The sequence below is a fragment of the Streptomyces sp. NPDC048142 genome (assembly GCF_043202835.1).
Lineage (GTDB): Bacteria > Actinomycetota > Actinomycetes > Streptomycetales > Streptomycetaceae > Streptomyces.
Genome location: NZ_JBIDBC010000022.1, coordinates 107397 through 132422 on the forward strand (window position 1 = coordinate 107397; position 25026 = coordinate 132422).

22 protein-coding genes and 1 pseudogene are annotated in these 25026 nt (G+C 72.4%); 10 read left to right on the forward strand and 13 right to left on the reverse strand.

The genetic code is table 11. The features are described from left to right. Positions 1-3 precede the first annotated feature (3 nt). Together ACGF2Y_RS25215 and ACGF2Y_RS25220 are read right to left on the reverse strand one after the other, a co-directional pair. Positions 4-1386, reverse strand: coding sequence for an aldehyde dehydrogenase family protein (locus tag ACGF2Y_RS25215; RefSeq protein ID WP_392951581.1), 1383 nt, complete (start codon positions 1384-1386; stop codon positions 4-6). A gap of 7 nt (positions 1387-1393) precedes the next feature. Next, positions 1394-1493, reverse strand: a pseudogene (locus ACGF2Y_RS25220) (proline racemase family protein); the annotation flags it as partial. 133 nt (positions 1494-1626) lie between these two features. Between ACGF2Y_RS25220 and ACGF2Y_RS25225 the strand changes: the two are divergent. From ACGF2Y_RS25225 to ACGF2Y_RS25245, 5 genes are read left to right on the forward strand one after another with little or no spacing between them, the layout of a single operon-like run. Continuing rightward, entirely contained in the window at positions 1627-3381 is a 1755-nt protein-coding gene (locus ACGF2Y_RS25225) for an ABC transporter substrate-binding protein (protein ID WP_392951584.1), read from the forward strand. Positions 3382-3395: 14 nt separating this feature from the next. Further along, a complete protein-coding gene (locus tag ACGF2Y_RS25230; RefSeq protein ID WP_392951587.1) occupies positions 3396-4328 on the forward strand; it encodes an ABC transporter permease in 933 nt (310 codons plus the stop codon). Further along, positions 4325-5311 carry an ABC transporter permease gene (locus ACGF2Y_RS25235; RefSeq protein WP_392951590.1) on the forward strand — a complete coding sequence of 329 codons (987 nt, stop codon included), beginning with the start codon at positions 4325-4327 and terminating at the stop codon, positions 5309-5311. Before ACGF2Y_RS25230 ends, ACGF2Y_RS25235 begins: the two co-directional genes overlap by 4 nt. Further along, positions 5311-6330 (forward strand): ABC transporter ATP-binding protein, encoded by a 1020-nt coding sequence (locus ACGF2Y_RS25240; RefSeq protein ID WP_392951593.1) that lies wholly within the window; start codon positions 5311-5313, stop codon positions 6328-6330. The genes ACGF2Y_RS25235 and ACGF2Y_RS25240 overlap by 1 nt, the downstream gene beginning before the upstream one ends. After that, complete coding sequence (locus ACGF2Y_RS25245; protein WP_392951595.1) at positions 6327-7340, forward strand: ABC transporter ATP-binding protein; 1014 nt, start codon at positions 6327-6329, stop codon at positions 7338-7340. The genes ACGF2Y_RS25240 and ACGF2Y_RS25245 overlap by 4 nt, the downstream gene beginning before the upstream one ends. An 81-nt stretch (positions 7341-7421) precedes the next feature. Here ACGF2Y_RS25245 and ACGF2Y_RS25250 read toward each other — a convergent pair whose 3' ends face one another. From ACGF2Y_RS25250 to ACGF2Y_RS25295, 10 genes are read right to left on the reverse strand one after another with little or no spacing between them, the layout of a single operon-like run. Beyond that, entirely contained in the window at positions 7422-8939 is a 1518-nt protein-coding gene (locus ACGF2Y_RS25250; protein ID WP_392951596.1) for an ABC transporter ATP-binding protein, read from the reverse strand. Then, entirely contained in the window at positions 8936-9721 is a 786-nt protein-coding gene (locus ACGF2Y_RS25255; protein ID WP_392951599.1) for an ABC transporter permease, read from the reverse strand. Before ACGF2Y_RS25255 ends, ACGF2Y_RS25250 begins: the two co-directional genes overlap by 4 nt. Beyond that, positions 9718-10671, reverse strand: a complete 954-nt coding sequence (locus ACGF2Y_RS25260) for an ABC transporter permease (RefSeq protein WP_392951601.1) — start codon at positions 10669-10671, stop codon at positions 9718-9720. Before ACGF2Y_RS25260 ends, ACGF2Y_RS25255 begins: the two co-directional genes overlap by 4 nt. Continuing rightward, positions 10668-12290 carry an ABC transporter substrate-binding protein gene (locus tag ACGF2Y_RS25265; RefSeq protein WP_392951603.1) on the reverse strand — a complete coding sequence of 541 codons (1623 nt, stop codon included), beginning with the start codon at positions 12288-12290 and terminating at the stop codon, positions 10668-10670. Before ACGF2Y_RS25265 ends, ACGF2Y_RS25260 begins: the two co-directional genes overlap by 4 nt. A gap of 49 nt (positions 12291-12339) precedes the next feature. Next, on the reverse strand, positions 12340-13131 hold the full coding sequence (locus tag ACGF2Y_RS25270) for a class I SAM-dependent methyltransferase (protein WP_392951606.1): 792 nt from the start codon (positions 13129-13131) through the stop codon (positions 12340-12342). Between the two features lie 14 nt (positions 13132-13145). Continuing rightward, on the reverse strand, positions 13146-14423 hold the full coding sequence (locus tag ACGF2Y_RS25275; protein WP_392951608.1) for an MFS transporter: 1278 nt from the start codon (positions 14421-14423) through the stop codon (positions 13146-13148). Further along, a complete protein-coding gene (locus tag ACGF2Y_RS25280) occupies positions 14420-15490 on the reverse strand; it encodes an enolase C-terminal domain-like protein (protein ID WP_392951611.1) in 1071 nt (356 codons plus the stop codon). Before ACGF2Y_RS25280 ends, ACGF2Y_RS25275 begins: the two co-directional genes overlap by 4 nt. After that, a complete protein-coding gene (locus ACGF2Y_RS25285) occupies positions 15487-16578 on the reverse strand; it encodes a PLP-dependent cysteine synthase family protein (protein WP_392951614.1) in 1092 nt (363 codons plus the stop codon). Before ACGF2Y_RS25285 ends, ACGF2Y_RS25280 begins: the two co-directional genes overlap by 4 nt. Next, positions 16575-17408 carry a hypothetical protein gene (locus ACGF2Y_RS25290; protein WP_392951616.1) on the reverse strand — a complete coding sequence of 278 codons (834 nt, stop codon included), beginning with the start codon at positions 17406-17408 and terminating at the stop codon, positions 16575-16577. The genes ACGF2Y_RS25285 and ACGF2Y_RS25290 overlap by 4 nt, the downstream gene beginning before the upstream one ends. Next, on the reverse strand, positions 17405-18661 hold the full coding sequence (locus ACGF2Y_RS25295) for an ATP-grasp domain-containing protein (RefSeq protein WP_392951619.1): 1257 nt from the start codon (positions 18659-18661) through the stop codon (positions 17405-17407). The genes ACGF2Y_RS25290 and ACGF2Y_RS25295 overlap by 4 nt, the downstream gene beginning before the upstream one ends. Positions 18662-18855: 194 nt before the next feature. On the opposite strand from ACGF2Y_RS25295, the gene ACGF2Y_RS25300 reads away from it, so the two are divergent. The 3 genes from ACGF2Y_RS25300 to ACGF2Y_RS25310 all read left to right on the forward strand — a co-directional run bounded on the left by ACGF2Y_RS25300 (position 18856) and on the right by ACGF2Y_RS25310 (position 21806). Further along, the gene (locus ACGF2Y_RS25300) at positions 18856-19401 is read left to right on the forward strand and encodes a GNAT family N-acetyltransferase (RefSeq protein WP_392951622.1); all 546 of its coding nucleotides are present in this window, start codon (positions 18856-18858) and stop codon (positions 19399-19401) included. Positions 19402-19458: 57 nt separating this feature from the next. Further along, positions 19459-20064: a TetR/AcrR family transcriptional regulator gene (locus tag ACGF2Y_RS25305; protein WP_392951625.1), complete on the forward strand. Its 606-nt coding sequence runs from the start codon at positions 19459-19461 to the stop codon at positions 20062-20064. Positions 20065-20147: 83 nt separating this feature from the next. Beyond that, a complete protein-coding gene (locus tag ACGF2Y_RS25310; protein WP_392951628.1) occupies positions 20148-21806 on the forward strand; it encodes an acyl-CoA dehydrogenase family protein in 1659 nt (552 codons plus the stop codon). An 87-nt stretch (positions 21807-21893) separates the two neighbouring features. Here the strand turns inward: ACGF2Y_RS25310 and ACGF2Y_RS25315 are convergent, their stop codons facing one another. Beyond that, positions 21894-22670 (reverse strand): TioE family transcriptional regulator, encoded by a 777-nt coding sequence (locus ACGF2Y_RS25315; protein ID WP_392951631.1) that lies wholly within the window; start codon positions 22668-22670, stop codon positions 21894-21896. A 58-nt stretch (positions 22671-22728) separates the two neighbouring features. Between ACGF2Y_RS25315 and ACGF2Y_RS25320 the strand changes: the two genes are divergently transcribed. Both ACGF2Y_RS25320 and ACGF2Y_RS25325 read left to right on the forward strand, forming a co-directional pair. Further along, on the forward strand, positions 22729-23931 hold the full coding sequence (locus ACGF2Y_RS25320; protein ID WP_392951635.1) for an erythromycin esterase family protein: 1203 nt from the start codon (positions 22729-22731) through the stop codon (positions 23929-23931). A gap of 90 nt (positions 23932-24021) precedes the next feature. Beyond that, positions 24022-24921, forward strand: a complete 900-nt coding sequence (locus tag ACGF2Y_RS25325) for an LLM class F420-dependent oxidoreductase (protein ID WP_392951638.1) — start codon at positions 24022-24024, stop codon at positions 24919-24921. Positions 24922-25026: the final 105 nt, after the last annotated feature.

Here is a 25026-nt window from a genome sequence, read left to right on the forward strand (position 1 = left end):
GTGTCACATCGCTTTCGCGGGTGACAGGGCGTAGGTGCGGCTGGAGGAGAAGAACTCCAGGGCCGCGCGGCCCTGTTCGCGCGGGCCGTGGCTGGATGCCTTGGCGCCGCCGAACGGAAGGTGGAAGTCGACACCGGTGGACGGGGCGTTGATCCGGATCATCCCGGTATCGATCCGGTCCAGGCCACCGATGGCGGCGTCCCAGTCCGTGGTGTGGACCGAGGTGACCAGGCCGTACGGAGCGGAGTTGGTGATCCGCACCGCGTGGGCGAGGTCGTCCGCGGACAGCAGGGCCGCCACCGGGCCGAAGACTTCCTCGCGCAGCAGCCGGTGCCCTGGGGGCGGCTGCTCCACGAGGGTCGGGGCCGCGTACCAGCCGGGCCCCTCGGACACCGTGCCGCCGGCGAGCGCGGCCAGGCCGCGCCAGGCCTCGGCGACCTTGTCGCGGGCGTGTTCGCCGATCAGCGGCCCGCATACGGTCGCCGGGTCGGCCGGGTCGCCGACCACCAGGGCCTTCAGCGCCTCGGAGAGCGCCTCCCGCAGAGGGGCCAGGGCCGCGCCCACGGCGATCACCCGGCTGGTGGCCGTGCACTTCTGACCCGCGTACCCGGCGATCGAGACGGCGATATGAGCCGCCGCCTGCTCGATGTCCGCGTCCGGCAGGACGATCGCGGCGTTGAGGCCGCCCATCTCGGCCTGGGCGGGAATGCCGCGTGCCGCGGCCGCGCGCGCCACCGCCCGCCCGACGGCGGTCGAGCCGGTGAAGGAGATGATGTCGGCCGCGTGGACCAGGGCGTTGCCCTCGGCGGCGCCTCCCGGAATGACCGTGAACGCTCCTGCGGGCAGCGCTCGTTGGACGATCCCGTCGAGCCGCCGGGCACAGGCCGTCGCCTCGGGGGCGGGCTTGAGCACCACCGTGTTGCCGACGGCGAGGGCGGGCGCCGCCTTCCAACTGGGGATCGCGTAGGGGAAGTTCCACGGCGTGATGAGGCCCGCGACGCCGTACGGGCGGCGGCGGCTGAGCAACAAGCCCTCCCCTGCGGCAGGTTCGTGGACGGCGCCGACGGGCTCGTACGGAGCCTGGGCGTAGTACCGCCAGATCGCGACGGTCCGCGCGACTTCGGCACGGGCCTCGGCGAGCGGCTTGCCGACCTCGCGCACGGCGAGTGCGGCCAGTTCGTCCGCTGCCGCGTCGATGGCGGCGGCGACCGCGCCGAGCGCCGCCGACCGGGCCGCCGCGCCGGCCGCCGACCAGCCCGGCTGGGCGGCGCGTGCCCGCTCGACGGCATCGGCCGTGGCGAACGCCCCGGGTGAGGCGATCCGCACCAGGACGTCGTCGGGGTCGGCGGGATTGCGGGAGATAAGCGAGAGGGCTGCGGCGTTCACAGGAGGAACCTCCGGGGAAGGGGTCGTCCGGGTCGAGGAAGTACTGGGCGGGTGCCGGTGATCCGGGCGCGCCCGGTGACGGCGGGCGCTGCGGCGGGACGTCCGCCGTAAGGGCCGCCGGGTTCGGACACGGGTGAGTAACGGAACCGCCGGCACCTTGTCAGTACCATTTCACATTACTATGTTACGGGTCACATTCCAGCAGCCCCAGGCTTCCGACTGTTCACGGAGTGACCACTGATGAACAAGCGCACCCCGCACGCCGCCGTCACCGCCTTGGCGGCGGCCGTCGCACTCACCGCCGTCGGCTGCACCGACGGCAAGAACGTCGGCGGCGGCCAGGGCGAGGACACCGGGAAGAACCCGGCAACCTCCAACGTAGGCAGGACGGTTGGCGGAACCCCGCAGAAGGGCGGGACGCTGACCGTGCTGTCCAACCAGGACTTCACACACCTCGACCCGGCCCGCAACTGGGTGGTGACCGACATGGACTTCGGCACCCGGCTGCTCTACCGCACCCTCGTGACGTACAAGGCCGAGCCGGGCGCCAGGGGCGGGGAGCTCACCCCCGACCTCGCCGAGGACCTCGGCACACCCTCCAACGGTGCCAGGACCTGGACCTTCAAGCTCAAGAAGGGCCTCAAGTACGAGGACGGGTCGCCGATCACCGCCGCGGACGTCAAGCACAACGTGGAGCGCTCCTTCTCGCCCGACCTGCCCGGCGGACCCGACTACGCGGCGCGCTATCTCGCCGGCGCCGACGGCTACCGGGGCCCGGCCGGGGGCAAACATCTCGACTCGGTCAGGACGCCCGACGACCACACGATCGTCTTCGAACTCCGCAAGCCGTTCTCCGAGTTCCCCTACGCCACAGTGCTCCCCACCTTCGCCCCGGTGCCCAAGGCCCAGGACAAGGGCCCCCGCTACGACAACCGCCCGTTCTCCTCGGGCCCCTACAAGATCGAGAGGTACGACCGGGACAAGCAGCTGGTCCTGGTCCGCAACCCGCACTGGGACCCGGCGAGCGACTCGGTCCGCAAGGCGTACCCGGACAAGCTGGTCGTGGTCATGGGGCTCAAGGCCAACCAGATCGACGACCGGCTGATCGCGTCCCGGGGCCCCGACTCCTCCGCCGTCTCCTGGGACAAGATCCGGCCGGAGAGCGCCCCCAAGGTCCTCACCGACTCCGGCGTCAGGGCGCGGCTGCTCGCCGAGTCCTCCAGCTGCACCGAGATGGTGCAGATGCACACGGGCCGGGCCCCGTTCGACGACCTCAGGATCCGCCAGGCCGTGCAGTACGCCCTGGACCGCGAGTCCGTGATGACGGCGTCCGGCGGGCCCGCCCTCAACGAGCCCGCGACGGCCATGATGCCGGGCTCGCTCTTCGGCGGGAAGCAGCCCGACACCCTGTCCATCCCCCTCACCGGTGACGTGGAGAAGGCCAAGCAGCTGCTGAAGGAGGCCGGTAAGCCGGACGGGTTCTCCACCAGCATCACCGTCTCCAACGGCGACAAGGGGGTCGGCGAGGCGGTGCAGCAGTCCCTCGGCCGGGCCGGGATCAAGGTCACCGTCGAGACGGTCGACCCGTCCGCCTTCTACGACTCCATCGGCGACACCAAGAACCGTACCGACCTCATCTACACCGGCTGGTGCCCGGACTATCCCTCCGGGTCCACCTTCCTGCCGTTCGTCTTCGACGGCCGCTACATCAAGGAGAAGGGGAACTCCGGCAACCACTCGCTCTTCCGCGACGAGCCGACGATGAAGCGGATGGACGAGATCGCCGCCATGACGGACGCCGCGCAGGCCGGCGAGGCGTGGCAGAAGCTCGACGGGGAGATCCTCGCCAAGGCACCGACGATGCCCGCCGTCATCGAGCGCAAGCCGCTGCTGGTCGGCACCAATGTCGCGGGGGCCTTCGGCCACACCTCCTTCGGGGGGCAGCTCGACTACGCCACCGTCGGCCTCAAGGACCCCTCCAAGAGCAGGAACTGAGGGCACATCAGGTCATGGCCACTTCCTCCCCGCCCACCGTCACAAAAACGTCCGGCGGCCCCTGGCAGCTCGCCCGCGCGGAGCTGAGCCGCCGTACCTCCGTGAAGATCTCCCTCGCCGTGGTCGCACTGTTCTCGGTCATGGCGATCGCCGCTCCACTCATCGGCTCACTGGGCGGCTGGTCGCCCGACGAGTTCGACAAGACCGCCATCGACCCCTATCTGGGCGGCCAGCCGATCGGCCCGCTCGGCGGCATATCGTCCGAGCACTGGCTCGGCGTCGAACCCGTCACAGGCCGCGACCTCTTCTCCCGTGTGGTGCACGGCGCCCAGGTGTCCCTGCTCATCGCCTTCTCCGCGACCGCGATCGTCGTGGTCGCGGGGACGGCGGCCGGGGTCGCGGCCGGCTACTTCGGCGGCCGCACCGACGCCGCACTCTCCCGGCTGATGGACCTCACCATGTCCTTCCCCTCCCTCATCTTCATGATCGCGATGATGTCGGTGGCCAGGGACGTCAACCGGGTCGTGCTGATGACCGCCGTCATCGGTCTCTTCGGCTGGCCCGGCATCGCCCGGGTCGTGCGCGGCCAGACGCTCTCCCTCAAGCACCGGGAGTATGTCGACGCCTCACGGGTGGGCGGTGCGGGACCCTGGCGGATCCTCACCCGCGAGGTGCTGCCCGGGGTCGCGGGGCCCGTCATCGCGTACACCACCCTGATCATCCCCGGCATGATCGCCACCGAGGCGGCCCTCAGCTATCTGGGCGTCGGCGTCCGGCCGCCCACCCCGTCCTGGGGCCAGATGATCGCCGAGAGCGTCAACTTCTACGACACGGACCCCATGTACTTCGTCGTCCCGAGCCTCTGCCTCTTCCTCACCGTGCTCGCGTTCACGCTGCTCGGCGACGCGCTGCGGGACGTCCTCGACCCCAGGGGCAGCCGCTCATGATCCTCCACCTCGGCCGGCGGCTGCTCGGCGTACTCGGCGTGCTGATCGCCGTCGCCGCCGTCACCTTCACCATCTTCTACGTACTGCCTTCCGACCCGGCGGCCGCTGCCTGCGGCAAGTCGTGCAGCGCCGAACGCCTGGCGGCGATCCGCACCAACATGGGCCTCGACCAGCCGCTGTGGCGGCAGTTCATGGAGTTCGTCACCGGAATCTTCACCGGCCGCACCATGGGCAGCGGCCAGTACGCCCTGCACTGCGACTTCCCGTGCCTCGGTTACTCGTACGAGAACAGCCAGGAGGTGTGGGACCTGCTCGTCGACCGGCTGCCGGTCTCCGCGTCGCTCGCGTTCGGCGCGGCGGCGATCTGGCTGCTGCTCGGGCTGACGGCGGGTGTCGTCGCCGCGCTCCACAAGGACAGCCTCACCGACCGCGTCCTGATGGTCGGCTCGGTCGCCGCCGCCTCGCTGCCCGTCTACTTCACGTCGATGATGCTGATCTACGGGCTGATCCGGGTGGCCGGGCTGCTCCCCTATCCGAGTTACGTCTCCCTCACCTCCAGCCCGCTGGAGTGGGCGTCCAACCTGCTGCTGCCGTGGCTGGCCCTGGCCGTCCTGTACGCGGCCATGTACGCCCGTCAGAGCCGCAGTTCGATGATCGAGACGATGGCGGAGCCGTACATCCGCACCGCCCGCGCCAAGGGGCTGCCGCGCCGCACGGTCGTCGTCAAGCACGGGCTGCGGGCGGGAATGACCCCCGTCCTGACCATCTTCGGCATGGACCTGGGCGGGCTCCTCGCGGGCGCCGTGATCACGGAGTCGATCTTCGGGCTACCGGGCATCGGGCGGCTCTTCTACGGCGCTCTGTCCACCGGGGACCAGCCGGTGATCCTCGGCGTCACCCTGCTCGCCGCCACCTTCATCGTCGTCGCCAACCTGGCCGTCGATCTGCTCTACGCAGTCGTCGACCCCCGAGTGAGGTACTGATGGGCGACACCCGACCCATGCTGTCCGTACGTGACCTGACGGTCACCTTCGCCACCCGGAACGGTCCGGTGCGGGCCGTGGACTCACTCGCCTTCGCGGTGGAGCGGGGCCGGACTCTGGGCATCGTCGGTGAGTCCGGCTCCGGCAAGTCCGTCGCCTCCATGGCCGTACTCGGACTGCACACCGACGCCGAGGTCACCGGGTCCATCCGCCTCGACGGGCAGGAGTTGGTGGGGCTCACCGAGCGCGAGCTGAACCGGCTGCGCGGCCGGAAGATGGCCATGATCTTCCAGGACCCGCTCTCCAGCCTCCACCCCTACTACACCGTCGGCGAGCAGATCGCCGAGCACCACCGGGTGCACTTCGGCAGCGGCCGCAGGGCCGCCAAGCAGCGGGCCGTCGAGGCACTCGCCGAGGTCGGCATCCCTGAACCCGGGCGCCGGTCCGGGGAGTACCCCCACCAGTTCTCCGGCGGGATGCGCCAGCGCGTCATGATCGCGATGGCACTGGCCTGCGAACCCGAGCTGCTCATCGCGGACGAGCCGACCACCGCACTCGACGTCACCGTCCAGGCCCAGATACTGGAGCTGATCGCACGGCTCCAGCAGGAGCGGGGACTCGCCGTCGTCATGATCACCCACGACCTGGGAGTGGTGGCCCAGCTCGCGCACGATGTCCTGGTGATGTACGGCGGCCGCGCCGCCGAACAGGCCGGTGTCGACGAGCTGTTCGCGAGACCGGCCCACCCCTACACCCAGGGCCTGCTGGACTCGCTCCCCCGGCTCGACGACAGCGACGAGGAACCTCTGCGGGCGATCCCCGGAAGCCCTCCGTCCCTGCTCACCCCCGCCCCCGGCTGCGCCTTCGCCCCCCGCTGCCCCCGGGCGGAACGAGCCCCGGCCGCCGATCGGTCTCGCTGCGAGAGCGAACCGCCGGCGCTCGGCGGCCCGGCCGGACACCCGGTTGCCTGCCACTTCCCCGCGTACGCACCCTCCACCCCGGAAGGCGTCGCCCCATGACCACATCCTCCCGGCCCACGCTCCCCGCGAGCCACGTGACGCCCGAACCCCTGCTCTCCGTACGCGACCTGACGATGCGCTTCCCCGGCAGACGCCGCTCGTCGCCACCGGTCCGGGCGGTCGACGGCGTCGGCTTCGACGTGGCGGCGGGCGAGACGCTGGGCCTGGTCGGCGAGTCCGGCTGCGGCAAGTCGACCACCGGACGCATGATCGTCCGGCTTCTCGAACCCACCTCGGGCTCCATCTCCTATGACGGCCGCGACATCACCCGGCTGTCCCAGCGCGAGCTGAAGCCGCTCCGCAAGGACATGCACATGGTGTTCCAGGACCCGCACTCCTCGCTCAACCCGCGCCGGACCGTGGCCCGGATCATCTCCGATCCGCTGCTGGTGCAGGGAAGTTCGGCGGCCGCCGCCCGCAGGCGGGCCGCCGAGCTGATGGACCTCGTAGGGCTGATCCCCGAGCACATCGACCGCTATCCGCACGAGTTCTCCGGCGGCCAGGCCCAGCGCATCGGCATCGCCCGCTCGCTCGCCACCGGCCCCCGTCTCGTGATCGCCGACGAGCCGGTCTCCGCGCTCGACGTCTCCGTACAGGCGCAGATCGTCAACCTGATGGAGCGGCTCCAGCGCGAACTCGGCCTCGCCTACCTGTTCATCGCCCATGACCTGTCGGTGATCAAGCGGGTCTGCGACCGGGTCGCGGTGATGTATCTGGGGCGGATCGTCGAGATGGGCACCAAGGAACGGGTGTACGCGGCCCCCGCCCACCCCTACACCCGGGCGCTGCTGTCCGCCATACCGCAGCCCGATCCGGCGGCGGAACGCTCCCGTGAGCGGATCACCCTGCTCGGCGACCCGCCGAGCCCCGCCGCTCCACCGCCCGGCTGCACCTTCCACCCGCGGTGCCCCAAGGCGCAGGAGGTCTGCCGGACCGAGGCACCGCTGCTGCGGATCGCCTTCCCGGGCGAGGCCAGAGAGGTCGCCTGCCACTTCCCCGGGCCGGCCTGACCCCCGGTCGTGCCCCGGATGTCCGGCGCTGTCGCCGCCGGGAGGGCTGACGGCCTTGCCGCGCGCCGCCCACCCATGCGTTCAATCCCTGGTCGGGGTCTCCAGCAGCCGGATGCTGAACGGGTGCCGGGCAGCGGTGAGCAGTTGCCGCGCCGACGCCTCCTCGACGAGGTCGCCGGCCTCCAGCACGGCGATGCGGGAGGCCAGTGCGGCCGTGGTGAGGTCGTGGGTGATCAGTACCAGGGCCAGGTCGCCCCGCTCGCGCACCAGCCCGGCGAGCGTGTCGAGGATGGCCCGCCGGGTGACCGTGTCGAGGCCGGAGGTGATCTCGTCGCAGATCAGCACGCGCGGCCGGGCCAGCAGGGCGCGGGCCAGTGCGGCGCGCTGGAGTTCACCGCCGGACAGCCCGTCCGGGCGACGGTGTACGAGGGCGTCGGCGAGGCCGAGGCCGACGAGCGTGGCCAGCGCCTCGGCCAGGGCGTCGGCCTCGGTCTTCCCCTGCAGCCGCACCGCCGTCCGGGCCACCTGATGCAGGATCGGGCGGTTTTCGTCGAAAGCCGCCCGTGCGTCCTGGAAGACGTACTGGACCGCGGCGAGTTGCCGACGCGTACGGTCCCTCAGACTGCGCGGCAGAGGGATGCCGTCGAGGAGGATCACGCCGTCGTGATGCCGGTGCAGACCGGCCAGACAGCGGGCCAGGGTGGTCTTCCCGCTGCCCGAGCGGCCGACGACCGCGAGGCATTGGCCGGCCTGGAGGGAGAGTTCGGGCAGGCGGAGCACGGCTGTCCGGCCGTGGCGGGCCGTCAGCGGGCCGACCCGGAGGACCTCGGCAGCCTCAAGGGCCGGTTCGATACGGGCGGTTGGGGAGCCGGACGCCAGGAGTCCGGCCGTCCAGGCGTGCCGGGGCGCACGCCACAGGCGCTCGGCCGGTGCGGACTCCACCACGTGGCCGTCACGCATGACCAGCACCTCGTCGGCGAGTGCGCGCACGACGTCCAGGTCATGGCTGAGCAGGACGACGGCGATACCTTCCCTGGAGACGGCGGCGAGCCGGCCGACGATGCTCCGCTTCGTCAGCGCGTCCTGTCCGGTGGTCGGCTCGTCGGCCACCACCACCTTGGCGCCGAGCAGCAACGCCTGTGCGAGGACGACGCGTTGCTGCTGGCCGCCCGACAGCTGGTGGGGAAAGCGGCGCAGCATCGCCGTCGTGCCGGGGAGCTGGGCCAGCTCCAGGGACCGCAGCACCCGCTCGCGGACGGCGGCCCGGCGATCCCGTAGCGGCAGGCCGCGTACCTGCGTGCGGGCGATGTCCCGCAGCAGGGCGCCGATGCGGCGCGCGGGGTTGAGTACGGCGCCCGGGTGCTGCGGGACATAGCCGACCAGTCCGTCCGGCGCCCGTACGTGACCGCTCACGCGTGCGCCGGCCGGATACTCCCCGAGCAGCGCGAGACCTGTGGTCGTCTTGCCGCTGCCGGACGCGCCCACCAGGGCGGTGATCCGGCCGGGGAACACGCGGAGGTTCACTCCGTCGACGATCGCCCGGTCGCCGACGATCACCCGCAGGTTCTCGATCTCCGCGACCGCGTTCACGGGGTTCACGTCCGCTTCCTCTTCCTCAGTCCGGCATCGACGAGCAGGTTGGTCCCCATGGTGAGGGCGATGATGAGCAGGGCGGGCACGACCACGGCCCAGGGCTGGACGAACAGTCCGGTGCGGTTGCGGTCCACCATCACCGCCCAGTCGGCCGCGTCCGGCTCGACACCGACGCCGAGGAACGCCGCGGTGGCGACGAGATACAGCACGCCGGTCAGCCGTACGCCCGCGTCGGCGGCGAGCGTACGGGTGAGGGACCTGCCGACGTAGCCGACCGCCGTGCGCCACCAGGTCTCCCCCTGCATGCGCAGCGCTTCGACCGCCGGGCGTGACGCGGCCTCCGACGCCGCGGCCCGTACGATCCGGGCGGCGTCGGGGATGTTGACGAGGGCCACCAGCAGGGTGAGGCCGACAGCACCCGGCGCGAAGACGGCGGCGGCGAGCAGGATCATCAGCAGCGACGGCACGGCGAGCAGCACGTCGAGAGGGCGCATCAGCAGTTCTTCGAGCCAGGTGCGGTGGGTGAGGGCGCTGAGAAGCCCGACGGGAAACGCCACGAGGTAGGCCAGGGCGGTCGCGGCCAGCGCCACGAGCACCACCGAGCGCCCGCCGAGCAGGATCTGGCGCCAGACGTCCCGGCCGACGAAGTCGGTGCCGAGCCAGTGTCCGCCGCCGAGGGTGAACGAGGCGGCGCGAGGCCCGGGGGCGCCCGCGAGCAGCGGTCCCAGCAGCGCCAGAGCGAGCGGAACGCCGACCACGACGGCGCCGAGTACGTAACGGGACTTCACGCGGCCACCTCCGACCGGGGGGCGAGGCGGCGCGCGACCAGGTCGGCGCCGAGGTTGAGCACGACCGTGGCGACGCCGAAGACGACGGCGAGTCCCTGGACCACGGGAACGTCGCGTTCCGCGACGGCGTTCATCAGGACGGTGCCTAGGCCGGGGATCACGTACAGCGCTTCCACGACGATGACACCGCCCAGCAGCCAGTCGATGGTGCGGGCCAGTTGCTGGGTGGCGGGCGCCATGGCGTTGGGAAGGGCGTGTCCGTACCGGACGCGGAGGCCCGGGACGCCGTAGCGGCGGGCGTGTGCCACGTACGGCGAGGCCAGCGCGTCGATCATGCCGGCGCGTACGAGGCGGGCGAGGGAGCACACCGGGCGGGAGAGCAGGACGAGCACGGGGAGCACCAGGGCGGCGGGATGGGCGAGGAGGTCGGTGCCGTATCCGACGGCGGTCGGCGGGAGCCAGCCCAGGCGCAGGGCGAAGACCGTGACCAGCAGCACGCCGAAGGCGAACTCGGGCACCGCGTACACACCGAGCGTCACCGAGCTGACGAGCCGGTCGACGGGTCCGCCCTCGTGGCGGGCGGCGAGCACGCCGAGGCCGACGCCGATCGGGACGAGGAGCGTGATCGTCAGGGCGGCGAGCAGCAGCGTCGGTCCGAAGCCGTCCGTGATGTACGTGCTGACGGGCCGCCCGGAGGCCAGGGAGGTGCCGAAATCACCGTGCGGCAGCCCGGCGGCCCACGCGGCCAGGCGTTCGTGGGCGGGCCGGTCGAGATCCATCGCCTCGCGGATGGCGGCGATGCGCTCCGGGTCCGGCTGATCACCGGCGAGGGCGACGGCCGCGTCGCCCGGCAGCGCCTCGGTGAGGGCGAAGACGAGCAGCACGACGGATGCCGTCTGCGCCACGCCGAGCAGCAGCCGCCTGGCGATCCAGGCCGGTGGTCCGCTCACGCGAGCCATACCTTGTCGAAGCGCGCCCAGTCGAGGGAGTTGGCCGGCGCCGTGGAGTCGACGCCCCGGACGCCCGGGGCGGTGCCGAGGATCCAGTCGGCGAAGCCCCAGATCAGGAAGCCGCCTTCGGCGTGCAGCCGGCGCTGCATGCGTTCGTGGACGGCGGTCCGGGCGGCCTTGTCCTTGGTGGACTGTGCCTGTTGGTACAGGGCGTCGAAGTCCTTGTGGTGCCACTTGGTGGCGTTGGTGGTGGAGTCGGTGAGCAGGCGCTGGGAGATGTGGGCCTCGATGGGCATGGCGCCGGAGCGGTAGGAGCAGATGGTGCCGGAGTCGAGGATGTCCTTCCAGTAGCTGTCCTTGCTGCCGGTCCTGACGGTGATGGTGACGCCCGCCCTGGCGGCCTGGTCGCGGAAGATGGTGGCGGCCTCGGTGAATCCGGCCGCGACGGGCGAGGTGTCGAGGGTGACTTCGAGGCCCTCGGCCCCGGCCTGCTTGAGCAGCGCCCTGGCCCGGTCGAGGTCCTGTTCGCGCTGGGGCAGGCTCGCGGCGTAGTACTCGTACCCCTTGCCGAACAGGTCGTTGCCGATTTCCCCGGCGCCGGACAGGGCGCCGTCGACCAGTTCCCCGCGGTCGGCGATCAGGAAGAACGCCTCCCGCACCCGCCTGTCGTCGAAGGGCGGACGGTCGGTCTTCATCGCGAACGCCTGCATGGCGCTGTTGCGGAGCCGGATGATCTCGATCTGCCCCTTGCCCTCATGGGCGCGGCCGGTGGCGGGGTTGAGTTCGTGCGCGTACTCGATCTGGCCGCCGAGGAGGGCGTTGACGCGGGCGGACTCCTCGTTGGCGACGACGAACTCCAGCTCGTCCAGGTAGGGGGCGCCGTCCCAGTGGTCCTCGTTGCGCTCGTACACGGCCGACTTGCCCGGGGCGAAGGAGACGAAGCGGAAGGGGCCGCTGCCGACGGGACTCCGGTCGAAGTCCTGCTCGCCCTCCGGCACGATGTACGCGCCGAACGCGGCGAGCACATTGGGGAATTCGGCGGTCGGGCGCTTGAGGACGAACTCGACGGTCCGGTCGTCCGGTGCGCGGCTGGCTTCGAGGTCGACGGGTTCCAGGGACGCCCTGGCGCGGAACGCCTTCTTCGGGTCGGTGATACGCCGGTAGCTGTACAGGACGTCCTGGGCGGTGACCGGCCTGCCGTCGTGGAAGCGGGCTTCGCGCAGCGTGACCTTCCAGCGGTCCAGGCCGGCGTTCGACTCCCACGCGGCGGCCAGGCGCGGCTGGGCGGACAGGTCGGGGCCGTAGTCGGCGAGCTTGTCGAAGAGGGCCTTGGCGCGGGCCACGTCGACGAAGAGGTTGGCGAGGTGCGGGTCGAGCGTCTCGCTCGCGCCGCCGCCGGCGAACGCGGCGCGCAGCCGTCCGCCGCGCCGGGGCTTGCCGCCTCCCTTGGCCGGGTCGGCGGCCGGTTCGGACCCGGCGCACCCGGCCAGGACGAGGGCGCCGAGGCCGGCGGCGCCTCCGGCGACGGCGAGGAAGCCGCGGCGGCGCAGACCGGGGAAGCGTGGGTCGTTCACGGGGCTTTCGTTCACGGAGCTTTCGAGCACGGGGACGTCGTTCATGGCGATGTTCCTTGCTGCTGTGCGAGCGGATGGACGCTTGGGGGGCGGCTCAGGGGGTGCGGCGGGCGACCAGGTGCAGCCGGTCGCCGTCGGCCGTCCCGGTGGGCAGGTCGCCCTCCTGCCAGGGCGGTTCGGTGCGCGGGCCCGGCCCGTCGTGCAGGGCGAGCACCTCGAAGCCGTGGGCCGCGAGGACGTGGCGCAGCTCCTGGGGGAAGAGCAGGCGCCAGGCGGATCGCTGCTCGGCCGGCGGGGAACCGTCGTCGGCCGTCCACACCCGCGAGCGGCGCAGCAACTGGGCGGTTCGGTCCACGGACAGGGTGGTGGTGGAGCGGTAGGCGGTGCCCTGCCAGGTGAAGCCGTTGACGGCCGGGGTGTCGAGGAGGTCCGTGCGGCCCAGGAAGTAGGCGCCGTTGCGCATCTCGGCGACGAGCAGGCCACCGGGCGCCAGTGACCGGCGGCAGGAGGCCAGGAAGCCGTCGAGCTGGTCGTTCGTGTGGCAGTACAGCAACGCGCTGTCCAGGCACACCACCGCGTCGAAGGCACACTCCCCCGCGTCGAATCCGTGCAGGTCGGCCCGCATGTAGTGGGGGCCGGGGTGCTGGACGCGGGCGTACTCCAGCATCGCGTCGGACAGATCGGCGCCGGTGACCGTCCGGCCCGAGCGGTGCAGGTGGGCGGCGTCGCGGCCGGTGCCGCAGCCGATGTCCAGGACGCGGGGGCCCGGGGCCCCGTACCGGCGCAGGCAGTCCTCGCTCCAGCGCCCGGCCAGGCGTCCGGGGTCGGGGAAGCGGGCCCCGTACAGTGCGGGGTTGTCGGTGAGGAGGTTGGTGGTGGCGGTCATGGGTGGCGCGCTCCTCATGCTGCCGCGGGTGCGGATGTGGGTGCGGGTGCGGGTGCGGGGCAGGCGGGCAGGACCCGGCGGCGGTGCAGCCGGGCGACGGCGGCGGCGGAGGTGAGGCCGAAGGCCAGGCAGCATGCCCACGGCAGCCATGGCGAGTCCGTGCGCTCGCCCGCGTCCATGGCCCAGCCGACGATCGTGTTGCCGACGGCGGCGGCGATGCCGGAGACCACGTAGAACAGGCCGAAGTAGGTGCCGGTGAGTTCGGCCCGGCCGAAGCCGGGGATCAGTTCCATCACGAACGGCTGGGCCGTCATCACGCCCAGGTGGAGCAGCGCGGCGCCGGCCAGGACGGGCAGGGCGCGCCAGGCCGTCTCCGCGAGTCCTTCGGGGGGCGTGCTGTGTCCCGAGACGGCCATCGGCGGTACGAACGAGAGGGCCATCAGCGCGAGTCCGGCGCTGATCCAGCGCCCCCTGCTTCCCCGCCCCTTCAGTGCCCGGGTGATGGGCAGCTGAAGACAGAGGTGGGCGAGGGTGCCGACGAGGAAGACGAGTCCGGCCGCGCCTTCCCATCCGGTCGCCCGCCGGGCCCCGTCGGGCAGCAGCAGGTACAGCTGGTTCTCCAGGGTGAACATGCCGACCATGGCCAGGGCGAAGGCCAGGAAGCCCCGGTTGCCGATCACCTCGCGCCAGTCGGCCAGGACACTGTTCCCGGTCGGCGTGACCTGGCGGGCCGGGAGTGCCAGCGCCTGGGCGACGGTGAGTACGGCGAAGATCCCGGCCGCGGTGAGCGCCGCGGCGCGGAAGTCGACCAGCAGCAGGGCACTGCCGAGCAGCGGTCCGATCAGGGCGCCGGTGGTGGCGAAGACGTTGAACAGGGCGAACGCCTCCGCCCTGCGCTCCCCCGCCTCCAGGGTGAGATAGGCCCGTACGGCCGGGTTGAAGAGCGCCCCGGCCAGGCCGCTGAGCACGGAGGCGGCGAGGAGTACGGGCAGTCCGTCACCGAGGGCGAACAGCCCGAAGCCGACGGTGCGCAGGGCGCATCCGGTGATGATGACACCGCGTGCTCCGAGCCGGTCCGATGCCGTTCCGCCGATGAGGAACAGCCCTTGCTGGCTGAGGTTGCGCACGCCGAGGACGATGCCGACGACGGCCGCCGACATTCCGAGGTTGTCGCTCATGTGCAGGGCGAGGTAGGGGATCAGCAGGTAGAAGCCGGTGTTGACGCCCAGTTGGTTGACCAGGAGCAGCCGTATCGCGAGGGGGAAGCCGCGTATCTCGTGCCACGTCTTCACGCCGGGGCCTCCTCGGCACCTGACCGGCACACCCCCAGGCCAGGACCGGGACCGGCGCGTACCGTGCCGTCGCCGCCGCCGATGCCCGTCCACGGATCGGCGGCGAGCAGCAGATGACCGTCGAGGTCGACCCAGCGGGCGCGATCGGCGAGGTGGACGGCGGGGGCGATGCCGAGGGTGCTGGCGGTCAGGCAGCCGAGCATCAGTTCGGTTCCGGTGCCCGCGATCAGTTCGGCGATGCGGAGGGCGGCGTCGACGCCGCCGCATTTGGCGAGTTTGACGTTGATGCCCTGGACGCGTCCGGCGAGGCGGCGGGCGTCCTCGAAGCCGACCGCGTCCTCGTCGGCGATGACCGGCAGCGGCGAGCGCTCCGCGAGCTTCGCCAGCGCCTCGGGGTCGCCGGGGGCCAGGGGCTGTTCGACGGCCTCGACACCCAGCTCGGCGTAGAGCGGCAGCAGTCGCTCGGACTCCTGGACGGTCCACGCGCCGTTGGGGTCCAGCAGCAGCCGGGCGTGGGGGGCGGCGGCACGGACGGCCCGTACGCGGGCCAGGTCCTCGGCCGGGTCCGGTGCGCCGGCCTTGAGCTTCAGGATCGAGAATCCGTCCCGTACGAGGCGCACCGCCCGGTCCTCGGCCCCTTCCGGTGTGGTGATGCCGATGGTGCGGGCGGTCGCGGCGAAGGGCGGTGCTCCGTGAGGGCTCAGGAGCCGGTGGACGGGGACGCCCGCGCGTTTGCCGACCAGGTCGAGCAGCGCTGCCTCGACGGCTGCCGTCACGGCCGGCGGGGCGGCGGTCCTCCCGGTGGTCCCCCCGGCGCCGGCCCGGAGGGATTCCAGGGCGGTCTCGGGGTCGGCGAAGCGGGCCAGCCACCGGGACTCCGCGTGCAGCAGCCGCCCGAGGGTCTCGGCGTCCAGGTCGTAGTAGACGCTGGTGACGGCCTCCCCGTGACCGCGCAGGCCCTCGTGCTCGATGGTCAGCCAGACCGCCTCGCGGGCCGCCATCGTGGAGCGGGATATGCGCAGCGGTTCGGTGAGTTCGAGGCGCACGGTGCGCCGGCCCGCCTTCACTGGTTCTCTTCCCGGGTCGCGGCGACCGGATCGGTGACCGTGCCGCACCGGGCCCAGCCGGTGGCCTCCACGGCCTTGGGGTGCGGTATCTCGACGGGGCGGGTGGCGGCGGTGGCCGGGTCGATGCCGTGGGTGGCGGCGAAGTCGTCGTCGAACACGCTGCCGAGGTAGCGGTGCGGTCCGTCGGGGAAGACCGTGGCGACGACCGCGCCCGGGTGGACGCGGGCGGCCCAGGCGGCGACGAGGGCCACCGCCCCGGTGCTCCAGCCGCCGCTGACGAAGGAGGAGCGGGCCAGCCGTCGGCACGCGTCGGCGGCCTCGGCGGGTCCGACCCAGTGGACCTCGTCGAAGGCGTCGTAGTCGACGTTGCGCGGATGGATGCTGCTGCCCAGGCCCCGCATCAGCCGGGTCCGGGCGGGCTGGCCGAAGATCGTCGAGCCGGTGGCGTCCACGCCGATGAGCCGCAGGCGGGGCCAGTGGCGGCGCAGCGGGCCGATGATCCCGGCACTGTGGCCGCCGGTTCCGACGCTGCACACCAGCACGTCGAGGTGGTCGAGCCGGTCGACCAGTTCGGCCGCGAGGGAGGCGTAACCGGCCGTGTTGTCGGGGTTGTTGTACTGGTCCGGCCAGTACGCCTGCGGGAGCCGCGTCAGCAGTTCGCGCAGCCGGGCCAGCCGGGCGGCCTGCCAGCCGCCCTCGGCCGCCGGGCGGTCGACGAGCTCCAGGCGAACCCCGTGAGCACGCAGCAGTTGCCGCATCGAGGGCTCCAGCTCGATGTCGCCGACCAGCACGACGGGGTGGCCGAGGGCCTGGCCGGCAAAGGCCAGTCCGATGCCGAGCGTCCCGGAGGTGGACTCCACCACGGGTGCGCCCGGGAGCAGTTCGCCGCGTTTCTCGGCGCCCAGGAGCATGGAGACGGCGGCCCGTGCCTTCATGCCGCCGACGCCGAGCCCTTCGAGTTTGGCCCAGAAGCCGGGCTGCGGGCACGGCAGGTCGACGGTGACATGGGCGAGCGGGGTCCGGCCGAGCAGGTCGAGGAGTTCCCGGTTGCCCGTGGTCTCTGCGGTTGCGAGGAGTGCCGTGGTCACAGGGAGCTCCCGTAGCGGTGGATGGTCCCCGGGCCGCCGTCCAGCCAGAAGAAAGGGTACGGCTCCGCGCAGACGGCGCTGACGCCGGAGCCGATCAGCCGCGGCAGGACCGCGCTGCCGGTCTGCGCGAACATCACCAGGGGCGTGCCGTGGTGCTGGGCCCGCTGTCGCAGCGGCTCGAAGCTGCCGTTGCCGAGGACCATGCCGGAGGCGAGGACCGCGTCGCAGTGCTCCAGCTCCGCCAGGGCGTCGGTCCGTACGGGCTCGCCCCATTCGGTCGTGCCGCCCTTGAGGTCGCAGGGGATGTACGCGAGTCCGCGCGACCTCAGTGCCTCCAGCAGCGAGTTGACCACGCCGATCACGAGCACGGTGGCTCCGGGCGCGGCGTCGATCAGCTCGACCACGGCCTCGGCCCGCGCCCGGGACTTCTCCAGGGACGTTCCGGCGGGCAGCCGGCGGGGCTGTGCGCCGTGAGCGGGGGTGTGCGGCAGTACGTGCATGAGGTAGGCGTCGAGGGCGGCGACGCGGACCGGCGTCAGCTCGTGTGCCAGCAGGCCTGCGATGTCCGCGCCGACGCAGTCCTCGACGGCGCCGTCGGGCAGCTCTCCGGGCTCTACGGCACAGGAGCCCACGGCTTCGGCGAGGCGCAGGCTGAGCACTTCGTTGCGGTAGCCGGAGCCGCGCCCTTCGTGCCGTACGGCCTGCCGGGTGGTGAAGGCCACCGCGATGCGCTGGGTGCGTGGGTCGGGGCCGAGGGCGCCGGCCAGGACGCGTCCTTCGAGGTCGTCGTACGAGGTGGCCAGGGGGCCCGCACCGGTGAGGGCGGTCATCGGGTCGCCACCCGGGGACGCAGCTGCGCCAGGAGGGCTTCGGCGCTCGCGCGGGCGCCCGAGCCCCGCGCGTCTCCGGCCATGACGTGGCCGAGATACTCGTTGTTGCTGCCCGCGGCCCTGACGGCCTTGCCGGGGTCGGCGAGCTGGAGTTCGAGCAGGCCCTCCGCGGCACGGACGACGTCCGCGCCCTCGACGCTCTCCAGAACTCCGTCCTGGTCCGGCACCAGGAAGCCGATCGCCGCGCTGGACAGTCCGGTGGCACGGCGGCGCAGGTCCGGCTCACGGCCGAGGGCCACGTCCACGCAGGCGGCGGCGAGGTCGATGCCGGTCACGTGCCGGACGAGTTCGGTGATGCGGTTGCCGGCCGGCCGGGGGTTGACCTCGACCAGGCGTGGACCGTCGGCCGTCAGCTTGATCTCGGTGTGGGCGACGACCTCGTCCAGGCCGAGCGCCTCAAGTGCCCGGCGCGCGGTCCCCTCCGCGGCTGCGGTGTCCCCGGCGTCCAGGGTTGCCGGGAACATGTGTCCGGTCTCGATGAACGCGGGTGCGCCACCGACGCTCTTGTCGGTGACACCGATGACGTGCACGGCCCCGCCGAACGACACGGTTTCGACGCTCACTTCCGGACCGTCGAGGAGTTCTTCGAGCAGCACCACGGGGGCCCGGCGCTGCCCGCGCGCGTTGACGGGAAAGGCGGCGAGCGCGCGGTAGGCGCTCACCAGCGCGGCCTCGTCGTCGACACGGCGGACGAACATCCCGGCGCACAGATCCACGGGCTTGAGCACCAGCGGGAAGCCGATGTCGCGGGCCGCGGCGGCGGCTTCGGCCCAGTCCGCGCACACCGCGAAGCGCGGTCCCGGGACGCCGGCCCCGGCCAGGACCCGGCGGGTGGCGTCCTTGCGGCACGCGTTGCCGACCGACTCGGGCGTGGGGCCGGGGAGTCCCAGCAGTCCGGCGATCCGGGCGGCTGTCGGGAGGTAGTAGTCGCAGGAGGTGATCACTCCGTCGAACCGCAGTGCCTCGTGGGCCTGCTCGACGAAGGACAGCAGTGCGTCGGTGTCGTTGGTCTCCGCGGTGAGCACATGGCGGGCCGCGAGGAGCGGGTGGGCGGCGCCCTCGGGGGCGGAACGCAGGTAATGGTGCAGGTCGCGGGTCAGGAAGGTGAACTCGTGACCGGCCTCGCGCACGGCCCGTGGCAGCAGTCTGCTCATGGATCCGACCCAGCTCTCGACCATCAGCAGATGAGCCACGTTCTCCCCTTCACACAGCGCGGTTGAGGCTTCTCGCGGTCAGGGCGACCGTGTCGTCACTTGACCGAGCAGGACACTATCGATAATCGTTTTCATTGTCACCTGACGGAGTGGAGGTTTCCCCGCCCCGCCCCGCTTCGGACCCGGAACCCGACGCGTCCCCCGCACCACCGCAGACGTTCACAGGAGAGCCCATGCACCGCCCCCCGGCCCCCTACACCGTGCGCCCCGCGACCTCGGCCGACGCCGAAGGAGCCCGCCGGCTCATGCTCGACACCTTCTACCGGGACTTCGGCTACGGCTACGTGCCCGCGTGGCACCAGGACGTCATCGACATCAAAAGCACCTATCTGGACGACCCGCGCCATGTGCTGATGGTCGCCCTGCACCACGGGGAGGTCGTCGCCACGACGGGTATCCGGTCGGCGGGGCCGGCCCATCCGCCACACCCCCGTTGGCTCGCCGAGCGCTACCCGTCGGCCACCACCGCACAGCTCGTCCGGGTCTACGTGCACCCGGATCACCGGCGGCACGGTCTGGCTCGCACCCTCGTGGACCGGGCCTGCGCCTTCGCCGCCGAGACACCCGGCTACGACTGCGTCTACCTGCACACCAACGTCGACGTCCCAGGCGCCGAGGCGTTCTGGCGCAGCATGGCGAAGGAGATCTTCGACGCCCGCACGACCGGGGAGCACGGGCCCGGTGTGGCCACCGTGCACTTCGAGATTCCGCTGCTGTAGCGGGGGACGGCGGGACGGGCCGTGACGGGAAGCTCTGAATAATGGTTCACTTCTTTCATGGCCTACCGCAAGACCCCGGCCGAGATCCGTCGGCTCGCATCCGCCCGGGAACATCTCGTCGTCCGCGCCACCGAGGTCGTGGCGGAGGTCGGCTGGGCGCAGGCGTCGGTGACGGCCGTCGCCGACGCGGCCGGGATCGCCGCCGGCTCCGTCTACCAGCACTTCTCGTCCAAGTCCGCGCTCGCCGTGGAGGTCTTCCGGCGCGCCGCGCAGCGTGAGGTGGACGTACTGGGCGAGGTGCTGGAGGGCGACGGCGATCCGGCCGAGCGGCTGCGCCAGGGTGTGGAGGTGTTCGCCCGCCGGGCCCTGGAGAACCACGGCCTGGCGTACGCGCTGCTCGCGGCGCCCGCCGAACCGGCGGTCGGCGCGGAACGTCTCGCCTTCCGGCGGCGCTACCGGGCGCTGTTCGCCGCGGTGATCGACGAGGGGATCGCCGCGGACCTGCTGCCCGGCCAGGACGCGGAGATCACCGCCGCGGCACTCACCGGCGCCATCGGCGAGGTCCTCGTGTACCCGCTGAGCACCTCGGCCGCGCACGACACGGACCGGCTCGTCGACTGCCTGACCGCCGTGGCCCTGCGCTGCGCGGGTGCGGCCCCCTGACCCGCTCCGCACACCCCTCGCCCCCGTGCCCCCTCACCTCTCGTGCCCCAACCCCGGCCGTCCCGCCTCCCGGAGGAGATTCGATGCCCACATCCACCTCACCGCACAGCAACCCGACCGCCGTGACGCACGAGGTGACGAACCAGGCGCCTCCGCTCACCGGTCACGACGCCGCCGACGACGCGGTGCTGCTCGAAGGGATACGCCGCGAGGGCGCCGAGTGGCACCTGGACGAGCTGCACCGCTTCGGCCGCTACGTCGGCAGCGAGGAGGCGCAGCACTGGGCCGACCAAGCCAACCGCCACGAGCCGGAGCTGCGTACCCACGACCGCTTCGGCAACCGGATCGACGAGGTCGAGTTCCACCCCTCTTACCACATGCTGATGGACGCCTCGGTGCGTGCGGGTCTCGCGGGCGCCGCGTGGGCCGACGAGCGCCCCGGGGCTCATGTCGCCCGCGCCGGCGGGTTCATGCTGGCCACGATGCTGGAGCAGGGGCACCTGTGCCCGGTCTCCATGACGTACGCCGTCGTCCCGGCGCTGCGCCGCTCCCCCGACCTCGCCACGACGTACGAACCGCTGCTGACCAGCCGCGTGTACGAGTCCGGGCTGAGCACCCCCGCCGCGAAGCGCGGCCTGCTCGCCGGCATGGGCATGACGGAGAAGCAGGGCGGCACCGATGTGCGGGCCAACAGCACGACCGCCGCCGAGCAGGCCGACGGGACCTGGCGGCTGCGGGGGCACAAGTGGTTCACCAGTGCGCCGATGAACGACCTCTTCCTGGTGCTCGCCCAGTCGCCCGGCGGCCTGTCGTGCTTCCTGGTGCCGCGTGTGCTGCCGGACGGGAGCCGGAACACCTTCCGCATCCAGCGGCTCAAGGACAAGCTCGGCAACCGCTCCAACGCCTCCGGCGAGCCCGAGTTCGACGACACCGTCGCCTGGCTCGTCGGTGACGAGGGCAAGGGCGTGCGCACCATCATCGACATGGTGACGATGACCCGCCTCGACTGCGTGCTCGGATCCGCCGCCGGCACCCGTGCCGCGCTCGCGCAGGCGGCCCACCACGCGCGCCACCGCTCGGTGTTCGGCGCCAAGCTGATCGACCAGCCCCTGATGCGCAACGTCCTGGCGGACCTGTCCCTGGAGTCCGAGGCCGCCACGACCCTGGCCCTGCGCCTGGCGGGGGCCGCCGACCGCGCACACCGGGGCGACGGCGGGGAGCGCGCCTTCCTCCGCCTGGCCACCGCCATCGGCAAGTACTGGGTGTGCAAGCGGCAGCCCGCCGCGGTCGCCGAGGCCCTGGAGTGCCTCGGCGGCAACGGATACGACGAGGCGTCCGGCATGCCGCGGCTGTACCGCGAGGCCCCGCTCAACGGCATCTGGGAGGGCTCCGGCAATGTCAACGCCCTCGACATGCTGCGGGCGTTGACGCGTGAGCCCGAATCCCTGGGGGCCTTCCACGCCGAGATCGAGGCGGCGGCCGGGGCGGACGCGCGCCTCGACGCTGCCTGGCGGGAGCTGCGGGCCGAGCTGGCGCGCCCGGAGGACGCCCAGCTCCGGGCCCGCCGGGTCATCGAACGGGCCGCGCTCGTGCTGCAGGGCTCCCTCCTGGTACGTCACGCACCGGGGGCGGTGGCCGACGCGTTCTGCGCGTCCCGCATCGCCGGGGACCGGGGGCTCGCCTTCGGCACCCTCTCCGCGGGCACGGACTTCGCGGCTCTGCTGGGGCGGCTGCCCGCCTGAGCGTCGCGCTCACGCCACCCGCGCACAGCCCGCGCAGGTCGCCCGCCGGAGGCCCGCTCACGTCGCCTGCGGCCCGCTCAGGTCACCTCACGTCTCTTGCGGGCGGTGCGCGCCCGGCGGCCGCCCCGGTTCGCCACGATCGCGGAGGTAGGTGTCCAGTTCGGCGGCCCCGGCCAGCATCGCGCGCCCCCGGGCGGCCAGCCGGGCGTTCCAGTCGCGCAGGGCGGCCGCCAGCGGCTCCAGGCCGCCGGCCGCCCGGACCTGGGCGATCAGCGGTGCGATCTGGTCCAGCCGGTAGCCGCCCCGCCTGAGCTGGTGGGCCAGGCCGGCGTCCCGTACGTCGGTCCCGGCGTACACCCGGTAGCCGGTCCGCGGGTCGCGGCGCGGAGTCACGAGCCCGGCACGCTCCCATTTCCGGAGTGTGGCGGGCCTGATGCCCAGCTTTCCCGCCAGCGGTCCCACGAACATGCCGCCGGAGTTCGACGCGTCGTCATCGGGAGCGGGTGCGGTGCCGGGTCCCAGGTCGCGGAGGGCGCTCTCGACGGCGTGCAGCGTCCGCCGGTCCTCCAGGAGCTGGGCGTGGCTCTCGTCGATGAGGCGGAACGCCTCCTCCGGCTCGTCGCGGTTCACCGCTCGCATGATCGACGTCGCGGCCCCGTGCCCATGACCGGGGACCAGCGCGAGGAACGCCTCAAGGGCGCCCGCGTGCAGCGGCGTGTAGGTGCGATAGCCATGGGACGTACGCCCGGCGGCCGGGAGGATCCCCGCCGCCTCGTAGTTCCTGACGGCCTGCGTCGACAGTCCGTGCCGGCGGGCCAGGTCCACCGGGCGGTAGCGACCACCTCTTTGAAGGTTGTGCCTCATGAGCCGCACAATATCGCGGAAAAGTCTCCACCGAGGGTTCAGCGATACGGTTGAAGCCATGGCCAACGACATCAAGGACATCGCCCACGCCGTCGAGGCGGCCACCGTCATGGGACTGTTCGCCTCCCCGCCCCGGATCCTGACCCTGGGCGAGCCCACCCACGGGGTGGACGCCCCTCTCCGCCTGCGCAACGCCCTCTTTCGGCAGCTGGTCGAGCGGGAGGGCTACCGGGCCATCGCCATCGAGAGCGACTGTGTGGCGGGCCTGCTGGTGGACGACTACGTGACGACGGGCGCGGGCACGCTCGACGCGGTGATGGAGCGGGGGTTCGGTCACGGTCTCGGGGCGTCCGCCGCCAACCGTGAACTGGTGCGCTGGATGCGCGCGTTCAACGACAGCCGGCCCGCCCCCGACCAGGTCCGCTTCGCCGGCTTCGACGGCCCGCTGGAGATGGCGTACGCCGCGAGCCCCCGGGAAGCCCTCACCTCGCTCCACCGCTGCCTCACGGACCACGTGGACCCGGGCCTGCTCCCCTGCACCGCCGGGACGCTCGACCGCCTGCTCGGCGCCGACGACCGGTGGACCGACCCCGCGGCGATGCTGGATCCGTCCGCGTCCTTCGGACGTTCGGCCGAGACCGGGGAACTGCGGCTGCTCGCCGATGACCTGGGGGCGCTGCTCGGGGCGTGGACGCCGCACCTGATCGCGGCGGACTCGCGGGACACGTTCGACCGTGCGCTCCTGTACGCACGGGCCGCCGCGGGTCTGCTGCGGTACCACTACTGGATGGCCGACACGTCACCGAGCCGCCTGGCACGGCTGACCGGCCTGCGGGATCAGATGATGGCCGACAACCTCCTCGCGCTCGCCGAACGCGGGCCGGTCCTGGTACACGCCCACAACAGCCATCTCCAGCGGGACATGAGCTCGATGCGCATGGCCGGCCGGCCGCTGGAGTGGTGGAGCGCGGGCGCCATCGTGAACGCCCGTCTGGGCGAGGAGTACGGCTTCCTGGCCACCGCCTTCGGCACGATGCGGCACCAGGGGGTCGGCATCCCGCCGCCGGACACCCTCGAAGGAAACCTGTACACGCTCCCCGACGAGCCCTGCCTGGTGGACGCCTCCGAGCTGGCCGCCGCCCTCGGCGCCACGGGCCCCGTACGGCGCACCTCCCCGTACTTCGGCTACGCCCCGCTCGACCCGGCACATCTGGCCCGCATCGACGGAGTCGTGTTCATGAAGGACGTCCCGGAGGACTGAGGACTGGGAACCGGGAACTTGGGGGCTGAGGACCTGGGGTGAATCCTCTCCGGGCCGGAATAGTTGGACCGGGCCGTTGTTGATCTCACCATGACTACTGAGATTTCCGGTACGAGCAGGGCATTCGGACGCGTGGGGATCTGGAGCAGCGCCCTGCACCCTTCGCGGGTGGACGACGCGGGCAAGGGGGCGATCGCGGAGGCGCTCGCCGAGCTCGAAGGGCTGGGGTACGGCACCGTCTGGATCGGGGGCAGTCCGACGCCCGAGGACGCCGCCGCCGTCGTGGCCGCCACCCGCTCGATCACCGTGGCCACCGGCATCCTGAGCATCTGGAACCACACGGCCGAGGAGGCGGCGGCCGCGATCGCGGCGATCGATCCGGTCGCGCGCCGTCGCTTCGTCCTCGGTCTGGGCGTCAGCCACGGGCCGATGGTGCCGCAGTACGCGAAGCCGTACAGCGCGATGGTGACCTACCTCGACGCCCTCGACGCCGCCGAACCGTCCGTGGGATCCGGACACCGGATCCTGGCGGCGCTCGGGCCGAGGATGCTGAAACTCGCGGCCGGCCGGTCGCTGGGGGCACACCCCTATCTCGTCACCACCGAGCACACCGTGGAGGCCCGCGAGGCGCTCGGCCCCGACGCGCTGCTCGCCCCGGAGCTGACCGTGGTGCTGGACACCGACCTCGACCGGGCCCGCGCCACCGCGCGGACGATGCTGGGGATGTATCTCCAACTGCCCAACTACACCGGCAACCTGGTGCGCCTGGGGTTCACGGAAGACGACTTCGACGGCGGCGGCAGCGTCCGCCTCCTGGACGCCCTCTTCGCGCTGGGCGACGCCGAGCAGGTGAGGCGCCGGACACAGGAATACCTCGACGCCGGGGCCGACCACGTCGCGTTGCAGGTGCTCACCGCCGAGGAGGGCGGCGGCGGGCTGCCGCGTGCCGCATGGCGTGAGCTGGCCGAGGCTTTCGGCGACGCGCTCTGAGGGCCGCCCCCTCCTCCTCCCGTCAACGCGTCGCACCTGTCGTCCCGTTCGGGTGGTGTGCGGCGCGCCGGGAGGAACCGGGCGCGGCTCTGGGCAGCCTCCGTG

Bases quoted from the DNA above. Each gene is read 5' to 3' on its own strand.
- ACGF2Y_RS25225 (WP_392951584.1), top strand. From the start codon at position 1,627: ATGAACAAGCGCACCCCGCACGCCGCCGTCACCGCCTTGGCGGCGGCC.
- ACGF2Y_RS25230 (WP_392951587.1), top strand. From the start codon at position 3,396: ATGGCCACTTCCTCCCCGCCCACCGTCACAAAAACGTCCGGCGGCCCC.
- ACGF2Y_RS25235 (WP_392951590.1), top strand. From the start codon at position 4,325: ATGATCCTCCACCTCGGCCGGCGGCTGCTCGGCGTACTCGGCGTGCTG.
- ACGF2Y_RS25240 (WP_392951593.1), top strand. From the start codon at position 5,311: ATGGGCGACACCCGACCCATGCTGTCCGTACGTGACCTGACGGTCACC.
- ACGF2Y_RS25245 (WP_392951595.1), top strand. From the start codon at position 6,327: ATGACCACATCCTCCCGGCCCACGCTCCCCGCGAGCCACGTGACGCCC.
- ACGF2Y_RS25265 (WP_392951603.1), bottom strand. From the start codon at position 12,290: ATGAACGACGTCCCCGTGCTCGAAAGCTCCGTGAACGAAAGCCCCGTG.
- ACGF2Y_RS25270 (WP_392951606.1), bottom strand. From the start codon at position 13,131: ATGACCGCCACCACCAACCTCCTCACCGACAACCCCGCACTGTACGGG.
- ACGF2Y_RS25290 (WP_392951616.1), bottom strand. From the start codon at position 17,408: ATGACCGCCCTCACCGGTGCGGGCCCCCTGGCCACCTCGTACGACGAC.
- ACGF2Y_RS25300 (WP_392951622.1), top strand. From the start codon at position 18,856: ATGCACCGCCCCCCGGCCCCCTACACCGTGCGCCCCGCGACCTCGGCC.
- ACGF2Y_RS25305 (WP_392951625.1), top strand. From the start codon at position 19,459: ATGGCCTACCGCAAGACCCCGGCCGAGATCCGTCGGCTCGCATCCGCC.
- ACGF2Y_RS25310 (WP_392951628.1), top strand. From the start codon at position 20,148: ATGCCCACATCCACCTCACCGCACAGCAACCCGACCGCCGTGACGCAC.
- ACGF2Y_RS25315 (WP_392951631.1), bottom strand. From the start codon at position 22,670: ATGAGGCACAACCTTCAAAGAGGTGGTCGCTACCGCCCGGTGGACCTG.
- ACGF2Y_RS25320 (WP_392951635.1), top strand. From the start codon at position 22,729: ATGGCCAACGACATCAAGGACATCGCCCACGCCGTCGAGGCGGCCACC.
- ACGF2Y_RS25325 (WP_392951638.1), top strand. From the start codon at position 24,022: ATGACTACTGAGATTTCCGGTACGAGCAGGGCATTCGGACGCGTGGGG.